Annotated in this window: 17 protein-coding genes; 13 read left to right on the top strand and 4 right to left on the bottom strand. The window is 58.0% G+C overall.

Translation table 11 applies throughout. From position 1 onward, the window contains the following. Positions 1–2 precede the first annotated feature (2 nt). Complete coding sequence (locus WCA10_RS11290; RefSeq protein WP_472822622.1) at positions 3–494, bottom strand: QcrA and Rieske domain-containing protein; 492 nt, start codon at positions 492–494, stop codon at positions 3–5. Beyond that, on the bottom strand, positions 491–1,606 hold the full coding sequence (locus WCA10_RS11285; RefSeq protein WP_472822621.1) for a hypothetical protein: 1,116 nt from the start codon (positions 1,604–1,606) through the stop codon (positions 491–493). Before WCA10_RS11285 ends, WCA10_RS11290 begins: the two co-directional genes overlap by 4 nt. Positions 1,607–1,933: 327 nt before the next feature. On the opposite strand from WCA10_RS11285, the gene WCA10_RS11280 reads away from it, so the two are divergent. The 13 genes from WCA10_RS11280 (at position 1,934) to WCA10_RS11220 (ending at position 16,682) form a co-directional block, all read left to right on the top strand. Next, the gene (locus tag WCA10_RS11280; protein WP_472822620.1) at positions 1,934–2,398 is read left to right on the top strand and encodes an RrF2 family transcriptional regulator; all 465 of its coding nucleotides are present in this window, start codon (positions 1,934–1,936) and stop codon (positions 2,396–2,398) included. Between the two features lie 105 nt (positions 2,399–2,503). Continuing rightward, positions 2,504–3,106, top strand: a complete 603-nt coding sequence (locus tag WCA10_RS11275) for a hypothetical protein (RefSeq protein ID WP_472822619.1) — start codon at positions 2,504–2,506, stop codon at positions 3,104–3,106. Between the two features lie 131 nt (positions 3,107–3,237). After that, positions 3,238–5,121 carry a CRTAC1 family protein gene (locus WCA10_RS11270; RefSeq protein WP_472822618.1) on the top strand — a complete coding sequence of 628 codons (1,884 nt, stop codon included), beginning with the start codon at positions 3,238–3,240 and terminating at the stop codon, positions 5,119–5,121. Between the two features lie 180 nt (positions 5,122–5,301). Then, on the top strand, positions 5,302–5,946 hold the full coding sequence (locus WCA10_RS11265; protein WP_472822617.1) for a L,D-transpeptidase: 645 nt from the start codon (positions 5,302–5,304) through the stop codon (positions 5,944–5,946). Between the two features lie 12 nt (positions 5,947–5,958). After that, on the top strand, positions 5,959–6,171 hold the full coding sequence (locus tag WCA10_RS11260) for a hypothetical protein (protein WP_472822616.1): 213 nt from the start codon (positions 5,959–5,961) through the stop codon (positions 6,169–6,171). After that, a complete protein-coding gene (locus WCA10_RS11255) occupies positions 6,168–7,511 on the top strand; it encodes a prohibitin family protein (protein ID WP_472822615.1) in 1,344 nt (447 codons plus the stop codon). The genes WCA10_RS11260 and WCA10_RS11255 overlap by 4 nt, the downstream gene beginning before the upstream one ends. 88 nt (positions 7,512–7,599) lie before the next feature. After that, entirely contained in the window at positions 7,600–8,640 is a 1,041-nt protein-coding gene (locus tag WCA10_RS11250) for a hypothetical protein (protein ID WP_472822614.1), read from the top strand. Positions 8,641–8,722: 82 nt separating this feature from the next. Continuing rightward, positions 8,723–9,988, top strand: a complete 1,266-nt coding sequence (locus WCA10_RS11245) for a hypothetical protein (RefSeq protein ID WP_472822613.1) — start codon at positions 8,723–8,725, stop codon at positions 9,986–9,988. A gap of 31 nt (positions 9,989–10,019) precedes the next feature. Then, positions 10,020–11,309 (top strand): ABC transporter substrate-binding protein, encoded by a 1,290-nt coding sequence (locus WCA10_RS11240; RefSeq protein WP_472822612.1) that lies wholly within the window; start codon positions 10,020–10,022, stop codon positions 11,307–11,309. Beyond that, entirely contained in the window at positions 11,306–13,114 is a 1,809-nt protein-coding gene (locus WCA10_RS11235) for a sensor histidine kinase (RefSeq protein ID WP_472822611.1), read from the top strand. Before WCA10_RS11240 ends, WCA10_RS11235 begins: the two co-directional genes overlap by 4 nt. Continuing rightward, on the top strand, positions 13,111–14,487 hold the full coding sequence (locus WCA10_RS11230) for a sigma-54-dependent transcriptional regulator (protein WP_472822610.1): 1,377 nt from the start codon (positions 13,111–13,113) through the stop codon (positions 14,485–14,487). Before WCA10_RS11235 ends, WCA10_RS11230 begins: the two co-directional genes overlap by 4 nt. A 138-nt stretch (positions 14,488–14,625) precedes the next feature. Further along, the gene (locus tag WCA10_RS11225; protein WP_472822609.1) at positions 14,626–15,933 is read left to right on the top strand and encodes a phospholipase D-like domain-containing protein; all 1,308 of its coding nucleotides are present in this window, start codon (positions 14,626–14,628) and stop codon (positions 15,931–15,933) included. Beyond that, positions 15,930–16,682 (top strand): endonuclease/exonuclease/phosphatase family protein, encoded by a 753-nt coding sequence (locus WCA10_RS11220; protein ID WP_472822608.1) that lies wholly within the window; start codon positions 15,930–15,932, stop codon positions 16,680–16,682. The genes WCA10_RS11225 and WCA10_RS11220 overlap by 4 nt, the downstream gene beginning before the upstream one ends. A 198-nt stretch (positions 16,683–16,880) precedes the next feature. Here WCA10_RS11220 and WCA10_RS11215 read toward each other — a convergent pair whose 3' ends face one another. Both WCA10_RS11215 and WCA10_RS11210 read right to left on the bottom strand, forming a co-directional pair. After that, positions 16,881–19,766, bottom strand: coding sequence for a hypothetical protein (locus WCA10_RS11215; RefSeq protein WP_472822607.1), 2,886 nt, complete (start codon positions 19,764–19,766; stop codon positions 16,881–16,883). 207 nt (positions 19,767–19,973) lie between these two features. Next, entirely contained in the window at positions 19,974–21,032 is a 1,059-nt protein-coding gene (locus tag WCA10_RS11210) for a DUF2235 domain-containing protein (RefSeq protein WP_472822606.1), read from the bottom strand. Between the last annotated feature and the right edge of the window lie 21 nt (positions 21,033–21,053).

The raw sequence follows: 21,053 nt of genomic DNA, 5'->3' as shown, positions 1-21,053 counted from the left end.
CTTTATGTCCGCGACACTTCAACGGAGTTCGCACCGACGACCACATTGAATTTTTTCAGTGGCTTCGGCGGAGGTCCGCTCACATTGGCACCGGTATAGGCGTTATAAACGCCGCCGTGGCAGGCGCAATGAATGCGATCGGCCTGCGGTTCGTACTGCACTGTGCAGCCCAAATGCGTACACACCGCGGTGAGAGATGCCCACGTACCATCGGCATGGTGGATCAGCATTGCCGGCGCCGTACCGAACTTGAACATCAGCACCGATCCAGCCGGGAGCTTCTGCGCATCCTTGAGCGAAACTTCCTTGACGGCGGTCGCGCTTGAGGCCATTTCCTCCGGCGAAGCCAGGTAACGATAAATCGGATACCCAAGTGCAGCCGTGTAGCATAGCCCCGCGGCTCCTGCGGCAACAAGAAACGCCCGGCGCGTCGATTTCTCGGCTTCTTCTGAAGGCTTAGTTGCCGGCGTTTCGAGAACAATATGAGAGCTCATAGCATCGCTCCTTCCATCGGCTTTTGTGCGCGTGCCACCACCGAGATCAGCCACCCAACTACGCCGAGCCCACCCACAAACAAAACCAGGAATAAGCCGACGACACCCCAGTTGGTGACGACCGTCCGGTTCCAGACGTCAAAGCCCTTCGCGAGCAGCGAGAGATCGCGCACCGCATCGCGGAAGATTACCAGCGTGAGTTCAATCAGCAACGCGAGCGTGGCGGCAACCCAGCCGAGCCAGTTCGCCGAGATTTTTGCGAAGCCGGCAAACGCAGCGGCGAGCACAGCGACCACCACCAGCGCCATCCAGCCATATCCTGCAAAAGCGGCGAAGTGATAGAGGGGATGACTCGCCAGGCCTTCTTTCACGGCATCGGGCTGGACACGGGCCGCCCAGATGCCGGCAGCGAGGTAAGCGAGCCCGAACGCAGCGGCCACCTTTCCACCGAGCCCCGCGACAAAGAGCTTTTCGTCCGCCGTAAACGTACTGCGACCGGCGAGGTAGACGAGCCACAATCCTCCGATGAATAAACCGCCCGCCATCATCATCAGCCACCTCGGCGTCAGCGTGGGGTCGCTCGGCGGCAAATAGGCGCCAAGGGCTGAGGCCGAATACATGTCGCGCCACACCTCGGGCCGTAACATCAGCGTCATATTTGTCGAGAGCATGCGCGCGATGTAGCCGGCCAGCAGCCACGCCGAGAGCCCAACCCACCAAGCCGATTTCCCGGCCTCGAGCCGCGCCGAGAATTGATAAAGCAGCCAGTAGGTCAGCGTAAGCACCGCAACGATCGAGATCCAGTAAACGCCGATCAAGACGCTGGACGTGTAGAGTGCGCGCCCATAAAGCACCTGCGCAAACAAGAGCGGCGGGACGCCGAGATTGATCACATAGGTCATCACCACGGTCAGCCGCTTCGCAAGTGCGCGCGCGGTAACGTGGGAATGCGGCGAATTGCGGAAAAGGCTGAGCACGACTGCAATTAGCAGTCCACCCAATAACATCTCCACCGCAACAAAGTGCAGCCCCAGCGTGACGATGTGCAGCAGCTTGATCAGCCAGATCGGCGCAGGCAGAGGAATGGGATCTACAGCAGGAAACGATTGCATGAGGTCGTTAAGACGCCCCTTTCATGGTTCAGGCCCTTATCGGCGGAAGGAATCCGAACACGATCGCTGTTCAAGCCGACGGCCTCCGCGCAGGCAGAAAGCATTTTGGACTGTTTCTCTCCAATTGATTTGAAAAGACAGGATTAGCCGAGTGGCTACCCAAGGTCTGTGACGGCGGATACATTCGACGGTGATTCGCTCGGCTAGTCTGCCTTCATCTCGCTCCGAAACTGGACCTTCAAGGTCCGAATTAGATTTCCAGGGACGTAGCCACACATGGAACCGATTCCTCAGAACGACCCGACTGTCGAGAAATGCAACTCATCGATGCAACTGACCCGGGCCGCCGACTACGCGGTGCGCGTCATGATTCACCTGGCGACTCTGCCGCCGGAGAACCGGGCTTTTCTGCCCGATCTGGCCGAAGCGACCGCCGCTCCCGAAAGTTTTCTTTCCAAAGTGATGCAGGCTCTTGCACGTAAACAGATGATCACTTCGCGGCGTGGGAAGCGGGGCGGATTTGCCATTCTGCCGCGCGGCCGTGAGGCCAACATGCGCGAAGTCATCGAAGCCATCGATGGTCCCATCTGCCTCAACGTCTGCCTCAACGGTGGGAAGGACTGCGAGCGCAAATCCTGGTGCCCGGCACATCCCGTATGGGCCCGCGCACAACGCGCCATGATTGACGTCCTGATGAGCGTTACGGTGTCAGCAATGGCGGCAAAGACACCAATGAGCGATCCATCCGATGGAGCATCATCGATCAGCCGACCGAGCAGCCGACCGAGCTGATCGCTCGCGCAGCGGGCCTCACCTTCAAACATTTCCTCAAAGCCTGCTGGAACCTGGCTCGATTTGCATCCGTTTTCAGCATCAAAGTGTTTGAGGTGACTTGAGATGCGTGGAAGAATCGCTGTGGGGATTACGCTGATTGTGCTCTCTGCATGGGCAACCGGTTGCAAGAAGCAGATCGACACTGCGGAGTTCAAATCCGCGATCAACAACTCTTTTGCAGGCCGCCACGAGTGTGTCTGGCCCGAACCAGTCAAACTGCCTGCCGAGGTCGACACCTCGAAGGACGAAAAGACCCGCTACTACGACGCGCTACTTGACGCCGGCCTCCTCGTGCGCGGAACGGCCGAGAAGAAGCGCTTTCTGGTCGGTTCTAAACAGGTCAATCAATACGACCTCTCCGACAAAGGGCACAGCGCGTGGACTCCGGACCCCAATCAGCCGGGTTACGGCAACTTCTGCTTTGGTCATTTCAACGTGACTGCCGTCGACAGCGCTGTCCCCAATGACCCTTCGAACCCCACGCAATATACCGTCACTTACCGCTACGAGGTGGAAGGAATTCCCACCTGGGCCAGCACTCCTGAAACGATGAGGACCTTCCCCAAGATCGCTGCTGACACGTCGATCCAGACAGCTACCGCAACCCTGATCAAAGGCACGAACGAAGGATGGGCAGTGGTACCTCCCGCCCAACCGGCGCCATAGCCAAACCGGAAATTGTGAATCCGGGGAACCATGAACCGGCTGAAGAATGACTGCGCTCCTGATCCCTGATCCCTGATCCCTGTTCCCTGATCCCTGATCTCTGCCTCTCTCCTCCCTACGGTTGAGAGACTATGCTTTGCGCAGCCCCGTATACTTGGCCCATGTTTCCGGTGAAGCGCGCGTTAAGTGTCTCGGTTCTCGTAGCAAGTCTGTCTGCAACGATCTACGCACAAACTGCAAACCAGCCTAATCCACCGGCAGCGCCGCAGACACCCGCCGACGTCGTACCCGCAGGGGACACGAGTTCGCCGCACCAGATCCAGCTTGACAGCCAGCACCGCGTCATCACGGAGGGCGGCTTCGTAAAGTCCGGCCCGGTGATTTTCGAGGACATCTCAGAAAAAGCCGGCCTAGCCAAGTGGACCCACAAGATGGGGATGCCCGCCAAGGACTACATCATCGAGACCAAGGGCTCAGGTGTATGCCTGCTCGACTACGACAATGATGGCTGGCTCGACATTTATGTTGTCAATGGCTCAACGGTCGACGCACTCAGCGGTAAAGAAGCGCCGCCGCATGCCGCTCTCTTTCACAATAATCATGACGGCACTTTCACAGACGTGAGCGAAAAGGCCGGTATCACCAACGGGCGCTGGGGGTTCGGCTGCGGTGTGGCCGACTACGACAACGACGGGTGGCCCGATCTCTATGTCTCCAACTTCGGGAAGAATCGCCTGTACCACAACAACCATGACGGCACCTTCACCGACGTGGCCGAAAAAGCCGGCGTTACACTCGGCAACTGGTCCACGGGCGTTACGTGGGGCGACTACGACGGCGACGGCAGACTCGATCTCTTTGTCGCGGGCTACCTGCATTGGGACTGGAACAATCCTCCGGCCAAGGGCGGCGAAGGCGGATCCAGCAACTCGTTTTGCACGTTCCGGGGTGAACCCACCGCGTGCGGTCCGCGCGGCCTGAAGGGCGAGCCGGACCACCTCTTCCACAACAACGGCGACGGTACTTTCACCGATGTAAGCGACAAGGCTGGCGTAGCCGACAAGCCAGGCTACTACGGCCTCGGTGCGGTCTTCGTTGACATTAACAATGATGGAAAGCCGGATCTGCTGGTTGGGAATGACTCGACGCCGAACTATCTTTATCTGAATAAGGGCGACGGGACTTTTGAAGACGTGAGTTATGCCTCAGGCTATGCGCTCAACGAGGCGGGGCGCGAGACCGCATCGATGGGCATTGCAGTTGGCGACATTGAGAATAAGGGCATGCTGGACGTCTTCAACACCACATTTTCTGACGACTACAAGCCGCTCTATCGCAATGAAGGCGATGCCAACTTCACCGACATCAGCTACCACATCGGGCTCGGTGAGGTGACGGTTCCTTTCCTGAGCTGGGGCGATGCGTTCATGGACTATGACAACGACGGCTGGAAGGACCTGCTGATGTCCGACGGCCACGTCTATCCGCAGGCCGACAAATACAACTGGGGCACGAGCTGGAAGCAGCGACCGATGCTCTTCCACAATCTCCTGGGTAAAGGTTTTGAGAATGTTCCCGCAGTGGAAGGAACCGGCCTTGCCGATGTGATCGCGGGCCGCGGGATGGCGGTGGGCGACTTGTTCAACGATGGCAAACTCGACGCCGTGATCAACGTGATGGATGGCCACCCGGTGCTGCTGCGCGACGTGAGCGCCGATCATAATCACTGGCTGGAGTTGAGACTGGTCACCGGCAGAGCCGCGCCAAATCCCAAGACCGTTCATGACGCCGTCGGCGCAACAGTCTATGTGACCGCCAACGGAATGAAGCAGCGCCAGGATGTGATCAGCGGCGGAAGCTATCTGTCGTCGAATGATCCTCGCCCCCACTTTGGACTTGGACAGGCTACCAAGATCGACGAGATCGAGATTCATTGGCCTGATGGCGAAGTTGAGCACGTCACTGCGCCCGGCATCGACCGCATCGTGACCTTCACCGAAGGCAGCGGCAAGTAAGGCTAACCCTTATGCCCGGTTGCCGTTCAGCACCCTGCTGAACGTGTCAGCCGGGACACAGTCGTGTTTCCTTAGACACGCACTTCCAGCCTCCATTCCTGCTTAAATCCTTTGCTTTCTGCATGGTGCGTTTGGCATGCGCCCTGCAATCCGTCATGGCGTTGGCAAATGAGAGATCCGATGGGGGACGCGATGAACGGAATGGGCAGATGGGCGATGGCAGCAAGCATGGCGGCGGTTCTGGGAGTGCAGGCGATGGGACAGCAGGCGGCAGAAGTTCAGACGGCTCCAATTGTGAAGCGCGTCATCGTGGTCAGCCTGGAGGACAAAAAGCTGGCGCTGGTGGAAGACGGTCAGGTGAAGAAGGTTTATGCCGTCGCGATTGGAAAACCTTCGACGCCGAGCCCGACGGGGACCTTCATGATCGCGCGCCGCGTCAAGAATCCGACCTATTCGCACAATGGCAAGACCGTTCTGCCGGGGCCTGGAAATCCGGTGGGGACGCGCTGGATGGGGTTGAGCATCAAGGGCTACGGGATTCACGGGACGAATGAACCGAAGTCGATCGGCAAAGCTGCTTCGCATGGGTGCATCCGGATGGCGAAAAAAGATGTGGAAGAGATGTACGCGATGGTCAGCGTGGGCGACACGGTGGAACTGGTCGGACAACACGACGAAGAGACCGCAGAGTTGTTTGGCGGCGATCAGAAGCCGGTGGTTGCCGGTGCGCAGGAGCCTGTGGTGACGGCGAGCGTTACATCGGCCCCGACGACATTAACGACCGAAGCTGCCACGGAGGGCGTGGCAGTCACCGCGAATCGGTAAGGAAGGTCGACGATGAGTCTGCTGGGGGAGGCCATGAGCGGGTTGGGAGCAGCGTTGCTGCCGGTGGCAGCCGCGCTGCTGTTTGAGGAGCTGACGTTTGGGGGGCTGGTCCGGCTATTGCTTGCTCCATGGCCGGGAGCCGGGAAAGACGGGGCGCCCAGGGGCGGATTGTCGCCACGGTGCGGACGGAAAGAGCACAACCACATAAGTGGAGGCGGGAAATGATTGCGTTGAAGATGTTGCTGACGGTTGCGGGAGTGCTGTTGATGGTTGCCGCCGTGGCGATTCCGCTGTATGGACTCTGGCTGCGGATTCGTTACGCGCAGAAGAGGAAGGCTGGCGATGGCGAGTTGTTCCTTGAATCTGGCGTGGTGGAACCCGAGCCAGGTCCGATTGCATGGCGCGTGCCTGTTGCGCTGGCGCTGGTTGGGTGCCTGCCGCTGCTGATTGCAAACAGCATGGTGGTGGTGCCGAGTGGGATGGGAGGTGTGCGCATCAGCCAGATCGGCGGAACGGAGCCGGGAACGCTGTATCCGGGGTTGCACTTTGTTACGCCGCTGGTGGAGAGCGTGCAGATGTTTGACTTGCGCGATCACCTCTTCACGGCGGGAATTGTGGATGCTGGAAAGCCTGGTATCAAGAACGAAATGACCGTGCAATCGCGGGAAGGGCTGATCATCGGGCTGGCGGTAACGGTGCGGTACCGGCTCGATCCGAACAAGCTGGCGAGCGTGCAGGCACATCTGGAGCAGCCGGCGGACAAGCAACTGGTGCCTCCCGTGGTTGCGAGTGCGTGGCGCCAGCTGGCACCTTCGTACACGGTGCGCGAAATCTTCTCGACGAAGCGCGAAGAAGTGCGGAATGCGGCGGCGGGGATGATCACAAAGAAGCTGGCAGCGGACGGCATCGTGGTGGAAGAAGTGATGCTCGCCGACATCCAGTTACCGGAGCAATATGCCAAAGGGTTGGAGGGTCTTCTGTTGAAGGAACAAGAGGACGACCAGATGGCGGTGGATACCGATATCCAGCAGAAGCACGTGCGGATCGCCGAGCTGGAAGCCGAGGCAGAGGCGAAGCAGAAGGAGAAGCAAGCCGAGGGCGATGCGCAGTCAAAGGTGATCGAGGCCAAAGGGGAGGCGGATGCGATGCAATACACGCTGCCGCTGAAACAGAAGCAGATTGAGCAAAGCAAACTGGAGGCGGAAGCTCGCAAGGAAGCAACGATCCAGAATGCGCAGGCAGACGCAGAGGCCAAGGTGATCGACAGCAAAGCTGAGCTGCAGCGCCGCAACCTGCTGGCCGATGCAGAGGCGAGCCGCATCAAGCTGATTGCGGCAGCCAATGCGGAGCGAATGACGAGTGAGGCAGCGTTGCTGAACAAGTCTCCACTGCTAATCAACAAGATCGTGGCCGAGCGCCTGTCAGACAAGATCCAGGTGGTGATGGTGCCGTCTGACGGGAAGTTCTTCTTCGCGAACGATGTGTTCAAGAACATGGCAAATGCTCCGATGGTGAAGCAGGAGATGGATTCGGAATCGGAGCCAGAGCCAAAGAGCGGGCATTGAGCGCTGCGGGCCAAACGGGGGCGGCACTGACGCCCAGGTCTGAGAAGTGGGCCTGGGCGTCCGGAATCGAGTGAAAGGGGAGATACGCATGAACTCGAGATTGATGCGGGACGTTTTGCTGATCGGGCTTTGCCTTTCGGCCACGGAGGGGTGGGCGAGTGCTGAGACCAAGAGATCGCAAGAATGGCAGACCTATCGGAGTCCTGACTACGGTTTCACCATTGCATACCCTGTGAGCATGGCGTTTTCTTCAGGCCATCCGGTGAAGGCACCCGAGCTCTCGATGTTTCCCATCTATGAAGGACCAACGATCGCGTGTTTTCAGTACGACGGCAACGAATTCGAGAAGACAGCGGTTCAGGCTGCGGGCATCTCGGTGAAGGTGCTGCGAGGCTTCAAGAGCGAGAAGGACTGCAACACGATGGAATTTGGATCAGGTCCAACCGGAACGATCAAGATTCACGGAGTCTTGTTTCATTACGGCGATATGGATGAAGCCGGCGGGGGCAGTTCAATCGGTGCGACCGAGTACCGGACTTTTTATCAGCATGTTTGCTTTGACGTATCTGTCGCTATGGCGATGACGGATATTGCAGCTGAACACGAGGAGGATGAGGGTTATCGGCCAGTGAACAAGCGCGCGTGGCGAAGACTCTGGAAGAATATGGACAGAATGTTGCACTCCTTCAGATTTGTTGGACCCGTTCAGGATGGACCGGATTGGAACGTCTATTTTGACCAGGGTTGCGGATACGGATTCGAGTACCCTTCTGCATCAACGCTGCGACAATTGAAGGACTATTCGAATCAGGCGCAGGACTCGAAGGGGATCGCGTGCGAGCAGGCATTCACCTACAACGACCGCGAGTACACGATCGCAGCGAAGGTGAATGTGAGGAATGAAGTCGCGTTGGACGAGTGGTTGTCCGCCGCGGGATATCCAGCCCGGAATCGGATGAAGGCTATAGCGATGAACAACGATTTCACCGAGTACAGCGATCAGACCTACACTTATCTCCGGCATAACCTTTACTTCTTCATCTTCACTGTCTCGGGAGAGAGCCATCGTCCAATCTCGTCAGAGGGAGACCGTGTGTTCGCACACCTGTTGGGAAGTTTTGAAATCTGACAGGAGCGCGCCGCGTGAGAGGCCTCGCAAAGCAAAGACGATATAATCCGCCCAACGAACACGCAGAGAAAACATGAGAGCAATGAGGTTGATCTGGGCAGTGGCACTGGGGTTATGGGGACTGGCCGGCTGCGCGGCATGCGGGGCACAGGCGGTGCAGACGCCAAGCCAATGGTCCCAGCCAGCAGCAGAACTGGCAGCACAGATCGCCGACATCGTTGGTCCCGGCCAGGCCCAGGTGAGTTTTCGCAATCTGTCCACGATACAGACGAGCGAGATTCCATCAATTCGAAAGCTGATCGAACAGGATTTGAAAGCGCACGGCGTGCTTGCCTCGGACGCGGAGAGCGCGAATTCGATCCGCATAACCTTCAGCGAGAATGCTCATGAGCGTTTGTGGGTGGCCGAAGTGGTGGAGGGCAGCGAAACACACGTCGCGATGGTTCATGTGGATGCCTCGACGGCTTCTGTATCGATGGCCACTGCGCGCATGGTGCTTCGCAGTGAGAAGATTGCCGGGCTCATCAGTCGAATTGGCGGGGTTGTCAGAGACGACCCTATCCTTGCAGCCGCTGAGATCAATGGGCACTTCCTAATGATCTATCCGGATCGGATATCGATCTTTTCGTCGACCGCCGGCGCCTGGACAGAAGCGAACACAATCATGATGGAAAAGAAGGATTCGCGCGATCCGCGCGCGGTATTGGTGGCAACTGCGGATGGCGGAGGATTCACAGCCTACACACCGGGCGCGCAGTGCACCGGGAGCTATGCGCTTCCCCTGGCCGGCTCATCTACAGATAGTGGGTGGTCTGTTCGTTGTCGCGCGAGCGACGATCCATGGCCGGTGTATCAGAGCGGCGATGCGAGCGGCGCAGCGCCGTTAAAGGCGTTTTACAATTCCGCGCGCAATTACTTTACCGGTGTGGTTACGCCGGGCATTGGGGTCGATCTGCCGCCGTTTTATACGGCGGGAATGATTCCGCGTGCGGCGGGTGGAGCGGCGCTGCTGATATCCGGTATCGACGGCAATGTGCAATTGATCGAGAACGGGGCGATGCGCTCCGTCGCGGGAACTCGCGACTGGGGAAGCGACTTTGCCGTGATGCGCTCGGGTTGCGGAGCGGGCACGCAGATAATTGCTTCAAGTTCCGGGGAAGCGGTTAGCGACAGCCTCCGCGCATTTGAGATTCCAGCTCTTGAAGCGATTGCCGCGAGCGGCCCGCTGTCGATGGGTGGAACCGTGACCGCACTGTGGACAGCTCAGGATGGAAAAAGCGCGTTTGCGGTGGTCCGCACTGCGGCGGGCGAATACGAGGTGGACCGTGTTACGGCGCTTTGCAATTAGTGCATTGCTTCTTGCAGGAGCCTTGACGGCGATGGCGCGCACGCGTCCGCATTACGGCGGCGCGCTTCGGGTGGAGATAGCGGGCGACCCCTGGCAGCAGCCGGGTGGAATCGCACGGAGGCTCGTATACGACGGTCTGACGCACCTGGATCCAGACGGCGCATTGCGACCGGCCCTGGCCTTGACGTGGGAATCGGACAGCAACAATCATCGCTGGCAGTTTCGGATTCGGTCTGGCGTCCATTTCCACGATGGTTCACCGTTGACGTCGGCCGCAGTCGTGACGTCTTTGACGGCTTCCTGCGCTTCGGATTGTCCGTGGGGCGCCGTAAAGGCTGTTGGCCCGCTGGTGGTATTCACAAGCGACTCGCCGATGCCGAATTTACCAGCGCTACTGGCAGGCGATGCTTTCCTAATTAGATTTGCGACGACGGGAGATGGCAACCTGCCGGTGAACCAAGGCACGGGGCCTTTCCAGGTAACAGGATTCAACAATGGCGTACTGACATTGACTGCCAATGAGAACGGCTGGGAAGGGCGCCCGTTTGTGGATGCGATGGAGATTCGCGCTCACCGGCCGGTGCGGGAGCAGTGGCTGGACCTTGGCGTGGGCCGCGCGGATGTGGTGGAAGTTCCAGCCGAGCAGTTGCGCCAAGCGCAACAGCAACGGCTCAACGTATTGACTTCGCCGCCGTTGGTCCTCATTGCACTGCAGGTTGCCGAGACCGGTGCTTTGGCGAATGTAAAATTGCGCGAAGCAGTTGCGGCTGCGGTCGATCGCAGCGCGCTTTACAACGTCATCTTCCAAAAGCAGGGCGAAATAACCGCGAGCCTTCTGCCGCAGCGTCTCACCGGCTATTCTTTCCTATTTCCTACCGGCAGGGATATGAACAAGGCCCGGGAACTCCGCGGAGGGCTGACGAGCGGCCAACTGACCCTGGCCACAGAAAGCGATAGCGCAATGCAACTGGCGGCACAGCGCATCGCGTTGAACCTGCGCGAAGCGGGATTCAACGTGCAGATGGCGCCTGCAGGTGCAAATTATGCTGACTTGATTCTGCGCAAGCTGCCCCTCGCCGGCACAGATCCTGCCGCGGCGCTTGAGCAAGTCATGCGTAGCGCGGGCAACCCAATTCCGGTAACGGATGCTACGCCCATGAATCTCTTCAAGGTTGAACAGACCTACCTGGGCGAGAGGAAACTCATTCCGCTTTTTGATTTGCCGTTAGCGTATGCGAGGGGGCCTCGAGTGCGCGATCTGCATCTGCGCGCGGATGGCACGCCCGACCTTGCCGATGCTTCTCTGGAGGATGCGCAGTGAGCCTGCGTCAGAAGCTACTCTTGCTGTTTTCGCTCACGGTGGCCGCAGCGGTTGCGGCCGTGGCATGGACGGTGCTTGTACGCATCCGGCAAGTGTTCGAGAAACGCGACCAGGAGGAAACTGCTCTCTTCGTCAGCCAGTTTCAACGCGAATTTCAGCATCGGTCGGCAGATGTTGCGGCAGCCGTGGATCGCATCGCAGGACAGGAACACGTGCGCAGCATGGCATTTGAGCTGGTGCAGTCAAACGACCCCTCTCCGTATCTGAATGAGGCGCAAATACTGGCGCAGGATGCGCAATTGGACTTTCTCGAAGTTGTTGGCCCCGACGGCAACATCGTGAGTTCCGCGCAATGGCCAGCGCGCTTTGGATATCCGGAGCCTGCGGCGACTGAAGCCTCGCAGACCCCGTTCTTGAAACGCGAGGATATGCAGGATGGCACCTCGGTGCTCGGCTTGTTTGCGGTGCGTGCGATTCGCGGTGCGGAGCCTGCGGTAAAGCTGCTAGGCGGCAAGCGGCTCGATCAGAGCTTTCTTGCCGACTTGGCGGTTGCACCGGGAATGCAGTTGGGACTCTACAGCGACGCAGGCGCAGCGAAAGAAACCAGTTCAACGGCGAGCGGTGGAAGGACGACAGGTTTTGATCCGAAGCGGATGGTAAGTGCGACCGGAGATGTTCCCGGTGCTGCTCATTATGCCTCGCTGGTCGATCAGGCACGCAAAAGCGGCGTACAGACGAGCGGAATTCTGTACCTGACGCCTCGCCGTGAAGATAGTGTCAGCGCAACAGCAATTCCACTGAAAGATTCGGCTGGAAATGTCCTGGCTGTGCTCATGGTAGCGATCTCGCGCGGCGGCCTGGTAGCAGAGCAGCAACAGATTCGTGCGATCGCCTACGGCGTGGCAAGCGGCGGCATCCTGCTCGCAATCATCTTCAGCCTCTGGATTGCAGCGCGTGTGTCGAGGCCGGTGGAAGAACTGGCGCGTGCAGCAGAAGAAGTTGCGAGCGGGAGCTGGGATACGCAAGTGCCGGTACGCGGGCGCGATGAGGTTTCAGTGTTGGCGCGCAGTTTCAATCACATGACGGAGGAGTTAACGAATCAGCGCGAGAAACTTGTGCAGAGCGAGCGAGTTGCTGCCTGGCGCGAACTGGCACGACGGTTGGCGCACGAACTGAAGAATCCGCTGTTCCCGCTGCAACTGACGGTGGAGAACCTCGTACGGGCACGCCAGTTGCCAGCGGCAGAGTTCGATGAAGTGTTCAGCGAGAGCACGCAGACGTTGAGCATGGAGATCGCAAATCTAAAAAAGATCATCGGCCGCTTTAGCGATTTCAGTAAGATGCCGAAACCGGAGCTTGAACGGATCGACGCACGGGATGTGGTTGAGCGCGTGCGAGCGCTCTATGCAACCACGAGCGAGAACGGACCGATGATCCGCCTCGAAACCGCCGTTGACGATCGGCCGATGATTCTGATGGCTGACCCGGAGTTGCTGCATCGCGCGCTTTCAAATCTTGTGCTGAACGCGAAAGATGCGATGCCGGATGGCGGCACTGTAACCCTCTCAGCTCATCCGAGGGGTGAATCCGTTGAAATTCGCGTGGGCGACACGGGCGAGGGGCTTACGCAGGAAGAGTGCCAGCGGCTTTTCACGCCGTATTACACGACCAAGCAGCATGGAACAGGACTGGGATTGGCAATCGTGCAATCGGTGATTTCTGACCATGCAGGTACCATATCGGTGGAGAGTTGCGAAGGAAAGGGTGCGATATTTGTAATCACACTGCCGAGGGCTGAGAGATGAGCGCTAAGATCCTGATCGTCGACGACGAAGCTAACACCCTTGCATCGCTCTCCCGCGCTTTCCGGCTGGCGGGACACGAGGCCGTGGTGTGTGACAATGCCGCGCGGGCACTGGAGTTGGCGCAGGCTCAGCCCTTCGATCTGATCCTGAGCGACGTCGTGATGCCAAAGCGCGATGGGCTTTCACTGCTCGAAGATCTTAGAAACGCCGGGATCGGAACCCCCGTCGTCATGATGAGCGGGCAAGCGCATATCGAGATGGCGGTTCGTGCTACGCGGCTGGGCGCGCTCGATTTTCTGGAGAAGCCGCTGACGACCGAGAAGCTGCTTGTCACCGTCGAAAACGCCATGAAGCTCACGCGCCTTGAGGCGGAAAATCGCGATCTCCGCACCCGCGTTGGCAAACACACGATGGTGTGGTCCGGCGAAACGATGCGACGCGTGATGGCGCAGATTGAACGGGTAGCCGCGAGCGAATCAAGAGTGTGCATCTATGGCGAAACCGGCACAGGCAAGGAACTGGTGGCGCGTACATTGCACGAGAAGAGCCAGCGGGCAGCCGGACCTTTCGTGACACTGAATTGCGCCGCGGTGCCGGCAGAACTTATCGAGAGCGAGTTGTTTGGCCATGAAAAGGGATCCTTCACGGGCGCTGCGCAGCGGCACAACGGGAAGTTCGAGCAGGCACATCGGGGAACCCTGTTTCTCGATGAGATTGGCGATATGCCGGTAGCGATGCAGGCAAAACTGCTGCGTGTGCTGGAAGAGGGCGAGATCGAGCGCATCGGCTCTGACAAGCCCACGAAGGTTGACGTGCGTGTCGTTGTCGCTACACATCGCAATCTTGAGCAGCTTGTGGAGAGCGGCGGATTCCGGCGGGATTTGTATCATCGGGTCGTGGTGTTTCCTCTGACGCTGCCACCATTGCGCGCAAGATCCGAGGACTTGCCGGCGCTGGTTGAACATTTTGCACGCCAGGTGAGCACACAGAACGGATGGAGGCCGGTGCCGTTCAGTGCTGACGCAATTGAAAGTTTGAAGCAATACACATGGCCGGGAAATATTCGCGAACTACGGAACGTAGTGGAGCGGCTGCTTCTGCTGGCCGACGGCGAAGTGAATGCGGAGGATGTAAGGATGGCGCTGCCTGAAACGCACGGCAGCGGGCCGGAGCGGACGAGCGCAGATGGAGGGATGGGAACGCTGGCGCAGCGCGTACTTGCTTTCGAGCGAGAGGCCGTGCTTGCGGAGCTTGAACGACACGGCCGGCATATCACCCAGACCGCCAAGGCTTTGGGCCTGGAGCGCAGTCACCTTTACAAGAAATGTGCGCAGCTGGGTATCGTTTTGCAGAACTTGCCGGAACGAGGTTAACCTCAGTCCACTTGGCGTCTCCAGATCAATTCCCTTCAACAGCTTTCATTCCTCCGGCATCTAATGTGAAATGACAGATGCAACCTGGCAGAATTCGGCTATTCCGCGGAATTGTCAGCCCCCTTTAAGCGGAGGACGATGATCGTGATCCTTATGCTAGCCATTATCGTGCCGACATGGGTGGCGGTGCTCGCGTTGGTCGCGCTGGTGTTCTTCGCGTCCTCTCTGTTCGGTGGCCTCCTCGGGCCGATGCCCCGTTACAGAATGATGAATGCCGATGAGATGCCGCCGAACGATTCAGATAGATTTCTGGAAGTTGTGGAAGCCCTTGCAGATGCAGGGTTGAACCGCGCCGGCGATTTGACGGTGCTCACCAATGGTCCCTCCTTCTACCCGGCAGAGCTGGAGGCGATTCGCAGCGCGACGCAGAGCGTGAATCTGGAAGCCTACATTTTCGCAAAGGGTGAGATTGCGCGGCAGTACGTTGAGGCGCTGACGGATCGTGCAAAGGCTGGCGTGAATGTGAATGTGGTGATTGATGCGTTTGGCAGTGCGGGGACCGGGAAGTCATTTTTCGCGCCTCTGGTGAACGCGGGAGGTAAGGTTAGATGGTACAACGGGCCCCGATGGTACTCATTGATGCACCTCGACAACCGCACCCATCGGGAACTGATGATCGTAGATGGCAAAATCGGCTTCATTGGCGGAGCCGGGATCGCGGACCAGTGGTACAGCGGAACGAAGGGTCAGCCGCGATGGCGCGATTCAGCAGTGCGAATCATGGGCGAAGCGGTGTACAACCTGCAGGCGACCTTCGCGGAAAACTGGCTGGCCGCTTCGGGCGAGTTGCTAGTGGGGGATGAGTACTTTCCGCATATCCAGAATGAACATCGACTGATTTCGTTGGTGGTCAACAGCACGCCGACAGTAGGAGGTTCAACGCGGGCGCGCATCCTTTTTCAATTGCTGCTTGCGTCGGCCAAGCGGAGCATTTCCGTCACCACTCCCTATTTTCTGCCTGACAGAGGCCTCACGGAGGAATTGTGCCGCGCCGTCGAACGCGGGTTGCGGGTGCGCATCCTCGTCCCGGGCCGAAAGAGCGACCATATGGTTACGCGGAGCACGAGCCGGGCAGGATATGGGCGCTTGTTGAAAGCGGGAGCAGAGGTATACGAGTACCAAGCTGCAATGATTCATGCCAAGGTGCTTTGCGTGGATGATTTGTGGGTGGTCGTGGGATCGACTAATTTTGATAACAGGTCATTCGGGATCAATGATGAAGTGAACCTCGCGATCAGAGACCATGCTGTGGCTGCGCGTTTTGAAAATGATATGGCACACGACCTGGAACTGAGCCGGCGGGTTTCGCTGCAGGAGTGGAGGCATCGGCCGCTCACGGAGCGCGCGACAGAGCTGATGGGTTTAGTATTCGAGCGACAACAATGAGCGAAGCATTGCACTTCCGAATTGCCTCTTACAACACGCACAAGTGCCGAGGCATTCATGGAACTATTTCGCCGGAGCGCGTGATTCGCGTGATCGAAGAACTCGATGCGGACATTCTTTGCCTGCAGGAGATCGTCGACGCTGCCGGCGGCACCGGAAAATATGACCAGGCACGTCGGATTGCCGAGGCTCTTCCTGAATTGAATATGGCGTTCGGGGAGACGCGGCCACTGCATGGTGGGCGTTACGGCAATATGCTCATTACCCGCTTCCCCATTCGAGAAACGCGATCGCACGACATCACAAAATCAACGCGTGAACAGCGTGGCGTATTGCAGTGCGCAATCGAGGTTGGACGCTCACTGTACGTAAATGTCTTCAACGTGCATCTTGGAACGGGCTACCTGGAACGGCGGCGCCAACTCGAGGTCCTCATCGGGCCGGAGATCCTCGCACAGCCAATGTTGAAAGGGCCTCGCATTGTAATCGGCGACTTCAACGAATGGACGCGCGGGATTACGACAAGACTCCTGCAGCAGAACTTTCAAAGCGATCGCCCGATACGAAATCGGCGGTCAGCGCGGACGTTTCCTGGGGTACTGCCGATTCTGAGCCTGGATCATTGCTACTTCGAACCGCCACTCAAGATGGAAGGCACCAAGATCTGGCGCAGTCGCCGAGCGATGATTGCATCGGATCATCTGCCGCTGATCGCCGACTTCAGCCTTCCCGCACGTCAAAACTGCTGAGGTTCGTTTCGAACCTCAGCAGTCGCGGCCAAATCGCTTGTCAACGTCAGACGCCAGGACTCGAGTGAATGTGAACCCTGCTCGATCGGTAAAACAACGTGCAGGGGGTTCGGGTCGCCTTCGGTATCTATCCGACGAGGAATATGACCGGCTCCACAAAGTGATTGCGGCGCGCTTCCCAGAGCGTGTTTTTTTCCACTACTGGCCTTGCCGCGGACCTGGGCAGTGGAGAGCGTCGTAGACCTTTTTTGCGTCAGTTGAGTCTCGAATTGTGCGCCATTGATCCCCGATTTCGTGAAGTTGTTCAGGGCGGAGGTGCCACGACAACGGAGTGGTCGAGTTCTCCTGAAATCTGAAATAGACCGGAACAAGGGGCTCAGGCGAGTTGCCAAGTTCTTGAACGAGCAAATCGTGCAAGATGTCCTGCTCATAGCGTGCACGAAGTTGCTGGGAACTGGTGCGTACGCCAAGGAGCGTATTGATTGGAGCGACGGATTGACGCTGCCATGTCCAGTCTTCGCCCAGCTGCGCCGAGCTGGGCGTAGAGTCGATGATTAGCAGGATGACCTGGTGGTCCTGAAGAGTCTGGTTTGCGCCGCGAAGCCACTGAGTTGCACTTAGCAATCCGGAGTTGTCGTAGTATCCACCATCACCGACGTGCATGTCTCCGTGCATGCGGTCGGTGTCAGCACGTGCCATCGGCGAGACGAAGGGGAACGTGGCTGAGAGGCGAGCCGCGGTACTCACAGGAAGGTCGGCGCCCTTAAACCGGTGAAAGAATTGGACAGTTCCACGATACTGATCCAGTTTCTGCTCGTAGAGGTCCGTGGTAGCAGCTATGAACCGCTCACCGCTTTCTGCGACGGTAGCGTTGAAGATCACGGCAGGCCGCGTGCCGTTCGCGACATCGGCGTTCCACTGGCTGAGTGTGGGCGGGGTCTTGTGGTCCACCCAATGCATATCCCACTGCTTTTCGAGTGCCCAGCCACGATCAATGTGCTGACGAGGAGGCCACAGCAGGTTCAGTACACCTGAACCGGGGATGGTGCGAAGCAGGTCAGGGTAAAGAAGGCCCCAGCCGACGGCGCCAAGGTCGCTCTCGGCCGACTCGTCCCGGATGCTCTTGGATTGCGCGAGATCGGTGTTGCCATTCTTGTCGTACCAGCCGGCGAAGTACATCGCCCCTTCGCTGCCGCCGGAGACGGAGCTGATTAGAACAACCGAGGAGGTGAAATTATTTCTGCCAGCAACCTGGCAATTCTCGGCAAGACCGGTGAGGACCTGCGTGGTCCAGGCGGAAGCGCGGATGCCACCGCCGGCAGTAGCAACCACCACAATGGGTGCGCCTGGATCGGCACGATGCGCGGCCCATCTTCCGAGCACGTCGGTGGGGCTGAGCAGCGTCACCGGTTGCGATGGTGCGGTGAGTTCGTACACATGATCGGTCCCGCCGGTAAGCGAGATCAGCATGGAGGCGGCGATTACCGTCGTTAAGACGGGCACGCGCAAGCGATCAAGGAAGAAGGCCACCCCGGCGAAGAACCATGTGAGCAAGCTAAGCAAGAACAGAACGTAGAACATGGCCGCGGGACCATGTTCCCACCAGCGCGGCGCGGTCGCGATGCCGATGGCAAGGTAGAGAACAAGATTCACTCCGAACGATGTCGAAGCGAGTCGGTGGCCCGAGTGCAGCACCAGGACGGGCACTCCGTCGACGTACTGTTTTCTGAGAATCCCAGCTTGCAGTTTTGTGGGGAGCAGACGCTCCGCGGCTCTGGCAACAGCAAGATAGATCGAGCTTGGGGCGCCACCGCGCGGATGAATTACGCGAAACGGCGGATATATGAAGCACACGGTTGAGGAACCGCCAGGATCTTCGAGTGAGGCATGCAGTTCAGCTGTGGCCACGAGAAAGAGGAACGCGGCAACGGCGGCGAGGAGGACTTCGCCAAGCCTCTCCCACCAGAGAAACATGTAATCTTGAGTGCCGATCCAGGTGAACGCAATCATTGGAACGGCCAGGAGAGAAAAAAGGATCGTCGGACTCCAGGAAGATCGCATCCAAGGCGCGATTCCACTCAAGTCTGGAAAACGCGCGGGAGCGTAAGCAAGCGTCAGGCGCGAGGTAATCATGATGACGAGCGCGAGAAGCAGCGCCGCGAAGCAGATGAGGAAAAAGGAAACAGGAGCGATCGCGTCGAAAAGCCCATAGAAGATGGATGGCGCAAGGAAATAGCCCGCCGGAAGAACGATGGCGAGCAGTAACGTACTGATGATCTGGAAACGTAGCAGATAAGCGGAGACTAGCCAGCTCACAATCGCGTTCGACGGGATCTTCCAAGGGAAATAGGTGAAGAGAGCAAGCAGTAGCGCCACCGACAACCCGAGAACACCCAGAGCCGGGTTCGAAAAGGCCAGGGTTCCGGTGATGATAGTTAGGCCGGAGAGCAGGAGAATTACGGCAAACAATTTGCGCAGACGCTGCGCATCTCGGATCGGCAGCAAGCCAAGAAGAACGGTTGCGAATCCGAGAAGACACCACTTTATTTTCGAAACCGAATAAGGGGTCGTGAAATCGAGATGGCCCAGAGCAACTGCGGGAAGTGCGTGGAAAAGCAGGAGATCTTCGCGGATATCGTATAGCGCAGCGATGGTGATGACGCTTGCGACGGCGCATGACAGAAGCCTTAATAATGCCGGATTGGAGGACTGCGCGGCACCAGGGACAGTTCTCGGCCAATGGAGGCAGGCGAATGCGAGAAACGCCAGCTCGTAGAGTGCAATGAATGCGAGATCTAACTGAGTGTTCACTTTGATGAGCTTGAGATTCGTGTTCCGATCGATACTTACAATGACGGTCCAATCTCCCACCGGAGCGATCAAGCTCGAGAAGCACCGAGGATCTTTAGCCAACTCGAGATCGCCAATCACTGGCGCTTGTGCATGGCGGCAATCTGCCGGTAGTGCCGGAGATCCGAAGAGGCCCGGCTGGGGCACATACCCGCTCATCTTTATCTGCATGACCGCACCCCACACCACGGTCAACAGCAAAAGAACCCAAAGTAGTTGTTTACGCAATAGCATTTCATCCTCCGGCGACATGCTGAGCGGTGTTCAATAGTGGCAAGTCGGGAATGTAACTACATCTGGTTTTGCCAACAACAAAAACCTAATGGTTTTCTGCGAGCGCGCCACAGCAGGATGCTCGCCATAACCTGTGCCCCAGTTATGTTCGCCTTCATTTGACCCTCAACTCCTTATCTGTAGTGAGCAGAGCGAAGGGTGACGACTTCAACATGACAAATCGATCTCATTTTCCGGGATGACAAGGGCTTGCTTATACGAGTCAATCGGCAGATTGAGGGCCGAAGTTTGATATCCCAAGCCGCTAATCAAACGCAGTTTCACAGTATTCGACATTACCGCTTTCGAAGGGGCGACACGACTCTTTGGTAATCCCCATGGAATGAGCTTCCATTCATCATGTGCTGCGCCGAGCGGCTTATAGCTTTCGGGAAGACATTTTTGTACCACGGCATTATCGAAAACCAGCCCACATGTCTTCGCGTTGTCGATCATCCATCGCAGGGTGATGTTTGAAAGATCGCACTGCGCATAGCTCCCTCCCACGTCACAGTGCACACCCGGGAACCACACTTGCTGGACTTGCTCGTCATTGTCTCTTGAACTGCCATCGGGGTTAGTCCACAGTGTTGGTGAGAATGAGGCCCGCCTCTCATCGAGCGAGATGGCGTGATATGCGTTCTGGATACATGGGTTCAATGCGGTATCGAGAAACCCATACTTTGCCTGGTCGAAATCGTCGAATAGGTGCCCCGGAATTCCCAGCGACCCCACAGTGTCCCAGACCCCCACCATTCGTACCTTTACGTCTGCCAATCCGTATTCTGCAGAAAGCTCGGCCTTCGCTTTCAGGCGCTCGCCGTGGTCACTGATGCGGTAGGCATCAAAAACGCGCTTGACCGTCCGATTATCAAGATTCTTCGTGGGCACTCCGAATGCCGCGAGCATTCCGGCGAGACTTCGCGCCGTGTAAGCGCCTCGACTGAAACCAAAAATGTAAATATCGTCTCCGGGGTCCCAGACATACGAGACGAATCCGTAACCGTCCTGAACTTTTTCGAACAGGCCCTCACCCATCGCCCCACCAAAGAAGTGCTCAAATGGAGTTCCGTCCGTTCCCACGCCACTGTCGTAGTACTTCAATTGCGTCGCGTCGTCAACCAACATCAGATAGAGTTTGCGTACATTCGTATCATCTGGCAGGCCGGTGGGCCCATGGGGCGTGTTCCAGGTTCCGTCTGCGCAAATGATAACTTTCTTGGCCATGTTGAAAAGTCTCCTTGGGTG

The sequence above is a fragment of the Occallatibacter sp. genome (assembly GCF_049582745.1).
In the GTDB taxonomy this organism is placed as follows: domain Bacteria; phylum Acidobacteriota; class Terriglobia; order Terriglobales; family Acidobacteriaceae; genus Telmatobacter.
The sequence above is the reverse complement of the archived record's forward strand: the minus strand, read 5'-3'. Positions and strand labels throughout refer to the sequence as shown.